Below are 2,405 nucleotides of genomic sequence, written 5' to 3' on the forward strand. Positions count from 1 at the left end.
GAAATATTCTTCTCTCCACCACAGCCACATCACACGCCGCCAATAAAAAAGGCCCCGCCAAAACGGCGGAGCCATGTTTTCTCAATATATGGAGGGTTGTTTGAAAACTTATACCCAACCGCGGAAGCGAGAAGCCTCAGCCATCTTGCGGGCACCAACCATGTAAGCAGACAGACGCATGTCAATGCGACGAGTTTGAGACATGGAGTATACATTTTCAAACGAACGAACCATTACTTTTTCCAACTTCTCTTCTACTTCTTCCTCAGACCAGTAGTAGCCTTGGTTGTTTTGTACCCACTCAAAGTAGGAAACAGTTACACCACCGGCACTTGCCAGTACGTCTGGAACCAGAAGAATTCCACGCTCAGTCAAAATCTTAGTCGCTTCCAGTGTAGTTGGGCCGTTAGCCGCTTCTACTACGATTTGCGCCTTAATGTTGTGAGCGTTTGCAGCTGTGATTTGGTTTTCGATCGCTGCTGGAACCAAAATGTCGCATTCCAGTTCAAGAAGCTCTTTGTTGGTAATCGTGTTGTTGAACAGTTTTGTAACTGTACCAAAGGAATCACGACGATCCAGCAAGTAGTCGATATCCAAACCGTTTGGATCATGCAGCGCACCGTATGCATCAGAGATACCTACAACTTTAGCGCCTGCATCATGCATGAATTTTGCCAAGTAACTACCAGCGTTACCAAAGCCTTGTACTACTACGCGCGCACCTTTTACGTCGATGTTGCGACGCTTCGCTGCTTCACGGATGCAAATGGTTACACCTTTTGCAGTAGCTGTTTCGCGGCCATGGGAACCACCCAGCGCAATTGGTTTACCCGTAATGAAACCAGGCGAGTCAAATTCACGGATACGGCTATATTCGTCCATCATCCACGCCATAATCTGTGAGTTCGTAAAGACGTCCGGAGCCGGAATATCTTTAGTAGGACCCACAAGCTGGCTGATTGCGCGAACGTAACCGCGGCTCAGTCTTTCCAATTCGCGGAAGGACATTTCACGCGGGTCGCAAATGATACCGCCTTTACCACCGCCATATGGCAGATCGACGATACCTGCTTTGAGGCTCATCCAGATAGAAAGTGCTTTAACTTCATCCTCAGTAACTTCCGGGTGGAAACGAATGCCCCCCTTGGTCGGACCTACTGCATCGTTGTGCTGTGCACGATAGCCCGTAAATACCTTTACTTCGCCATTATCCATGCGAACCGGAATACGTACAGTCAAAACGCGTAGCGGTTCCTTCAAGAGTTCAAACATCGATTCTTGGTAACCTAGTTTCTCCAGTGCTTCCTTGATCACCGTTTGAGTTGAATGGAGCAAGTTCAATGATTCTTGCTTTTCTTTCCCTTCGGTGCTTTCGGTTACCACGTCTTGATTACCCATTACTTACCACCTCAAAAATGTTTTCGGTCAATGCCGCCTTTAGTATACACGCTTGTATCATTTATGAGAAGCTAAAAAATGTTTTTTTTCCATTTCGAAAACGTTTTCGTACCTTGTTTTGCATAATCATTCAATTATTTACCTTCCATTTTGAAACCGCTTTTACAGACTGCGTTTTATACAAATTGCTTCAAATGCACGTCCAGCCATGATTGTATTGTCTCCAAACTTGTTTCTTTCATTACAGGATTAGTGAATTTATGCCATAATGGAAAAAGTAATGTGGAAGTTTATTCATGGAGGTGTTTTTATGAAAAAGAAGTCTATTTTGTTTATTTTTGCCCATCCCGATGACGAAACGTTTGCTTGTGGGATTTCCATTTCCAAATATAGTGAGACCAAAATGGCCAGCACTCATCTACTGTGTGCAACAAAAGGGCAAGCAGGAAAAGCTGGTGAACCACCGTTATGCATACCAGAAGAACTACCCCGATTTCGTGAGCAAGAGCTTCGCGACGCTTGTGCCATACTTGGCTTCGATCAAGTAGACGTCTGGGAATATCAGGATAAGTTCCTAAACACAGTGCCTGTCGATGAGCTCGTTACTCGTATCCACCAGGCTGTTCACCAGATCCAACCGGAAATCATCGTTACGTTTGCACCGCATGGCATCTCCGGACATCCTGACCACTTGGCGATTAGTCATGCTACCACCCAGGCTGTCCTTTCTTTAGGCCCAGATACGAGTGTACGAAAGCTTTATTATGCGACTCGCTCATCCGAGGAAGGATTTGGTACGATGAAGCCTCCCTTTTCGGATCCAATCGAGAGCATTACTACGATCATTCACGCACCTGAATATATGCCAAAAGTAGCAGATGCCTTGCGGGCACACAGAACGCAGCACTTATCAGTAGAACGCGTGTTTCCAGGTGTAACAAAAGGCGAGCACTATTCTGTTCCGCCAAACAATCATTACATCTTGGCTTGGCACAACCTTCCAAACT

The 2,405-nt window shown here is 45.8% G+C and carries 2 protein-coding genes; one reads left to right on the forward strand and one right to left on the reverse strand.

The features are described 5' to 3' along the window. Positions 1-108: 108 nt before the first annotated feature. On the reverse strand, positions 109-1,398 hold the full coding sequence (locus C7R94_RS28860) for a Glu/Leu/Phe/Val family dehydrogenase (RefSeq protein WP_047068950.1): 1,290 nt from the start codon (positions 1,396-1,398) through the stop codon (positions 109-111). A 310-nt stretch (positions 1,399-1,708) separates the two neighbouring features. Between C7R94_RS28860 and C7R94_RS28865 the strand changes: the two genes are divergently transcribed. After that, on the forward strand, positions 1,709-2,405 hold a 697-nt coding region (locus tag C7R94_RS28865; protein WP_106785951.1), incomplete at its 3' end, for a PIG-L deacetylase family protein.

Source organism: Brevibacillus sp. NRRL NRS-603, from assembly GCF_003013445.1.
In the GTDB taxonomy this organism is placed as follows: Bacteria; Bacillota; Bacilli; order Brevibacillales; family Brevibacillaceae; genus Brevibacillus; species Brevibacillus formosus.